Source organism: Desulfurellaceae bacterium, from assembly GCA_021296095.1.
Classification (GTDB): domain Bacteria; phylum Desulfobacterota; class Binatia; order Bin18; family Bin18; genus JAAXHF01.
The window spans coordinates 10,833-15,668 of record JAGWBB010000088.1 but is presented as its reverse complement, the minus strand read 5'-3'; the positions used below and the strand labels follow the sequence as shown (position 1 = coordinate 15,668).

General features: G+C 63.9%; 3 protein-coding genes. 1 reads left to right on the top strand and 2 read right to left on the bottom strand.

Annotated features, from left to right (window positions below; genetic code table 11):
* The coding region (locus J4F42_17910) for a S49 family peptidase (protein MCE2487394.1) at positions 1-1,676 on the top strand (1,676 nt) is incomplete at its 5' end.
* A 121-nt stretch (positions 1,677-1,797) separates the two neighbouring features.
* Here the strand turns inward: J4F42_17910 and J4F42_17905 are convergent.
* Positions 1,798-3,252 carry an amidohydrolase gene (locus J4F42_17905; GenBank protein ID MCE2487393.1) on the bottom strand — a complete coding sequence of 485 codons (1,455 nt, stop codon included), beginning with the start codon at positions 3,250-3,252 and terminating at the stop codon, positions 1,798-1,800.
* A gap of 137 nt (positions 3,253-3,389) precedes the next feature.
* Positions 3,390-4,836: AsmA-like C-terminal region-containing protein (locus tag J4F42_17900; protein ID MCE2487392.1), on the bottom strand; the 1,447-nt coding region annotated here is incomplete at its 5' end.

The window sequence follows — 4,836 nt, the reverse complement described above, 5'->3', positions numbered from 1 at the left end:
TGAAGAAACTCCTGGTTCGTATCCTGGCAACGATCGGCGCCTGGGTCGTTGTCATGGCCATCTTTGGACTGCTGTCCTCGCTCATGTCCCGCCAACACGTCCCGGACAGGGTGGTGCTGGAGCTGGACCTCAGCCAGGGGCTGGTCGAGTATCTGCCGACCAACTCCGTGACCGCCCTGATGTTCGGCCAAACCCGGACCACGCGCGACGTGGTGGACGCCCTGGAGCGGGCAGCCCAGGACGAGCGAGTCGTCGGCCTGCTGGCCCGGATCACGCCAGCCGGCCTGGGTCTGGCCCAGCTCCAGGAAATTCGTGACGCGATCCGGCTCTTTCGGGCGCAGGGCAAACCTGCGCTGGCCTACGCCGACGGGTTGGGCGGTATCGGCCCAGGCAATGGCGTATACTATCTGGCCACCGCCTTTGATGAAATCTATATCCAACCGTCCGGCGGGGTGGGCCTGACCGGCCTGATGTTTGAGAGCGTTTTCTTTCAAGGGACGCTCGAAAAGCTCGGTATCGAGCCGCGTTTCGGCGTACGCGGCAAGTATAAAAACGCGGTCAACCTCTACACCCAGCGGCAGTACACCCCGCCGCACAAAGAGGCCGTACAAGGACTGATGGAGTCGCAGTTCGGCCAGCTCGTGGACGGGATTGCCGAGTCCCGCAGCCTCGATCAGGACACGGTCCGGGCCCTGATGAGCAGCGGCCCCTTTCTGGCCCAGGACGCGCTTCAGGCCAAGCTAGTCGACGGTCTGGCCTATCGGGACGAGGTGCATCAGACGCTGGCCGAGCGGATCGGACAGGAGGCCGAGCGACTGTCCCTGTTCATCTATCTGGACCGGGCTGGCCGCCCCCATACCGAGGGCGACACCATCGCCCTGATCTATGGAGTCGGCACTGTCCAGTCCGGCAAAACCAGCTTCGACCCGGTGTTCGGCGGTCCGGTCATGGGCGCTGACACGGTCTCCGCAGCTTTCCGTCGGGCGATTGACGACACCGAAGTGCGGGCGATTGTCTTTCGCGTCGACAGCCGGGGCGGCTCCCCGCTCGCCTCCGATACGATCTGGCGCGAGACGATGCGCGCCAAACAGGCCGGCAAACCGGTCATCGTCTCCATGGGCAACGTCGCCGGCTCCGGGGGATATTTCGTTGCCATGGCCGCCGACAAAATTGTCGCCCAACCGGGAACGATTACCGGCTCAATCGGCGTCTTTGGCCAGAAAAAATCGGACTGTCGTCGGACGAGATCCATACCAGCGACAACGCCACCATGTGGAGCAGCAACCTGGACTTCAGTCCCGCCCAGTGGGCGAAGTTCAACCAGCAACTCGACTGGATTTATCACGACTTCACGACCAAAGTGGCCCAGGGCAGAGATCTGGACCACGAGCACGTCCTGTCGGTCGCCGAGGGCCGCATCTGGACCGGCCAGGACGCCAAGACACACGGGCTGGTCGACGAACTGGGCGGCTTTCCGGTCGCCCTGCGCTTGGCCAAACAGGCGGCCGGCATCGCTCCTGAGGCTACCGTCGCGGTCAGACTCTTTCCCCGCCAGCGGCCTCTTAGCGCTCACCTCCTGGACCGTATGCTGGGCAGAGACGGCGAAGACGCAGCCTCTGCCTCTGGGCTGGCCCTACGGTCCAGCCTCCGCGCCCTGCGACCCCTCGTACATCTAGCCCACGACCTTGGTCTGGGTCCAAATCCCGGCGTCTTAACAATGCCGGAGTGGGCGATGGGGGTGGAGGGGTAAAGGAGGAACTCAGGAGCGCGCCTCTCCCCGCCTCTCCTGAGTCAGCATTAGCGGCGATAGTCAAGCGGTGGGGCACGGTCGCCCAGCAGGGGTCGATACTGAAAATCCGTACCCCGGCGCTCTTCAAATTCAGTCCAGGCTTGTTGAATCACCTCAGGCCGGATCAAGAGATCGATGGCGGTCAGGGCAAGCGTCTTGGCTGCCACCAGCATGCCTTTCACGCCAATACTCATGCCCCCGGCCGCAACAGCCTGCCACGAATGCGCCGGCGTCCCGGGCACCCACGTCGCGGTGCTGAACCCCGCCGTCGGGACCATCCAACTCACATCCCCCACATCGGTCGAACTCCTGCGAACCTGGAAGGCGAAGGGCTGCACATCTTGTTGAGAGCCCAGGGGCAGGGGTGTTTCTCCCAGAGTCTCTTGGAGTGCCAGCGCAAAGCGCTGTTCCTCCTCGGTATACGTCACCCCGCCAATACGCCGCAGGTTCGTATCAACGAGCCGGGCCAGCACCTCGTTCGGCAACAGGCTGTGAATCCCGTGAATCACTTCGTATTCCATGCGGGTCCCTGTCCCCCGTGCCGCCCCTTCAGCTGCGGCAACGACCCGCTGCCAGGTTTCCTCAACCCGCCGGCCATCCACATGCCGCACGTAATAAAACACCTCGGCAAACTCGGGCACGACATTCGGGGCCAGCCCGCCGTGGGTAATGACATAATGCAGGCGCGCCTCTTCTTCGACATGCTCCCGCAACAGATTGACCATGTAATTCATGGCCTCAACACCGTCGAGAGCCGAGCGACCGCGGTGGGGCGCGAATGCCGCGTGGACGGAATGGCCATGAAAGCGAAACTTGGCCGATTTGTTGGCGAGCGTCGTGGCCGCTCCGGCTTTATTCCGGTCGCTGGGGTGCCAATGCAGGACGACGTCAACATCATCGAACAGGCCGGCTCGGGTCATATAGACTTTTCCCGCTCCCCCTTCCTCGGCAGGCGTGCCGTACAGCCGAATCGTTCCAGGGTGCTCGTGGGTGTGGAGCCAGTCTCGGACCGCCACGGCAGCGGCGACCGATGCCGTGCCAAACAAATGGTGTCCGCACGCATGCCCGGGTTCTCCCCGAGCAATGGGCTTGCGTTCCGGCACCGCAGCCTGCGAGAGTCCGGGCAAGGCATCGAACTCGGCCAAGACCCCAATCACGGGTTTGCCTGCACCAGCGGTGGCCACAAACGCCGTCGGCATACCCGCCACCCCCGCCTCGAGCGCAAAGCCCGCCTCACGCAAAACCTTTTGCAGCGCCGCCGCGCTGTGCTCTTCCTGGTAGCCAAGCTCAGCCAGTTCCCAGATACGCCGGGCCAGCGCCGCGTATTCGGACTGACGGGCGTCTATTGAGGCAAGGATGCGTTGTCTGTCCTCTTCACCGACGGCCGCCTCAGTGACACCCGCCAGACACCAAGCCCAGACGACACACGCGACGCTCAGCAAGAAGTGCTTGAGGAGCTTCACTCTTGGCCTCCAACAGTCTCATTCTGCGAAGTTCCGATTCGTTCCACCTCGGTCTCCCTGCAACATCTGTAGCCACACTGCGTTTCTGCTCCGATCTCACCCAGAGACATGTTCTGAGCCGAACGTGAGACCTGCCTCTACCTGACCAGACTGGGGGCCACGGTCGGGTTGGCCAGCGGACCCGTCACCCGAAACGACAGCGTCGTTAGACGGTCCGCCCCGCGGGCCAGGAGTGCTCCGGCCAACGGCACCTTGGCCACACTGCTGGTGATGCCGTGTAGAGGCACCAGGGCCGTGGTCAGATCCAGGGTCAGCGGAGCGAGGTCGAGGCTGCCGCTGGTGTCGAACCGCACCGCACTGCTGTCGAGCACCAGATTATCGGTCCGCAGCCTGCCCTGGTCAATCGTCAGATCCCCGCCCAAAGAAGAAAAGGCCAAGCCGGTACCGAGGCTCGGCAGCTCAAAACTGAGCAGGCCCTGGAGGCTCAGGGCCGACCACAGCCGGACCAGAACGGGCAGCCGCTGGATAACGCCGTCGCGCAGGACCAGCGACAGGCTGGCGTCCCAGTCGACCAAACGATCCCAGCGCTGCCAGTCGGCAATAGCAACTCGGCCGTTCCCGCTCAGCGCACCGGTCAACACGCCGGACGGTCTGCCGATGTCCTGTAAGAAGCGCGAGGTGTCCACCTCAGTCAGCTGCGGGGTCACCAGCATGGCTTGGCGGTCGGGCCACAATACCACCTGGCCTGCCACCCGGCCCCCGGCGAGCTGCGCCCCGGCCAGCGTCAGGTCGGCCTGACGGTCGTGCCAGTGACAGTCCAGACGAAGGTCGTGGGCTTGCAGCGACTTGTAGCGCAGACGATCGGCCCGCAGCTCGGTACGGACCACCGTACCGGGTATTCCAGCCCCCGGCTGTAGCCGATCGAGCGCCAAAGCCATCTCAAGATCGAGGTCGGTCAGCTGCGCCGTCAGCTCGACACGTGGCGGATCAAGGGATGCGAAGCGGCCCTGTCCGGTCAGAGCCCCGCCACCCCACCGCCCCTGACTGATATCAAAGGTAATCGTGATGTCCTTAGATATCGTATTGTTATCACGATTGCCTTTGTGAAACCTTCCCCGCTGTCCCTGCCAGCGCAGCCATCCCCGGTCCACTTCGAGCGGCCGCAGAAAAGACACCAGATCGAGCATGACCCGTCTGAGCCGCAGCTCGCCCTCGGTATGCAGCTGACCCGCGCTCAGGAACGCCTTGATATGACCGCTCAGCGTACCGCCCGCATCCAGCAACGTGCCGGCCGGCAGAAAGGACGCCACGTCACGGTCGTGCGCCTTAGGGACCGTCACGTACAGATCGGCAGTGCGGTGCGCCGACAGATAATCGGCCACCCAGCCACGGGCCTGGAACGACGACCGTCCGATCTGCCAGAGCAGTTCATCAGTCGTCAGCCGCGCCGGGTCAACGTACAGTGTTCCGTCCAGACTAGAAATATCGACGTGCCAGTCCGGCAGGGAAAAGGCAGCCTGCCGCAGACGCACCTGTCCGGCATAGCTCAGTCCGGCCGGCTGGCCTTGCAGGCGGAGCTGCACC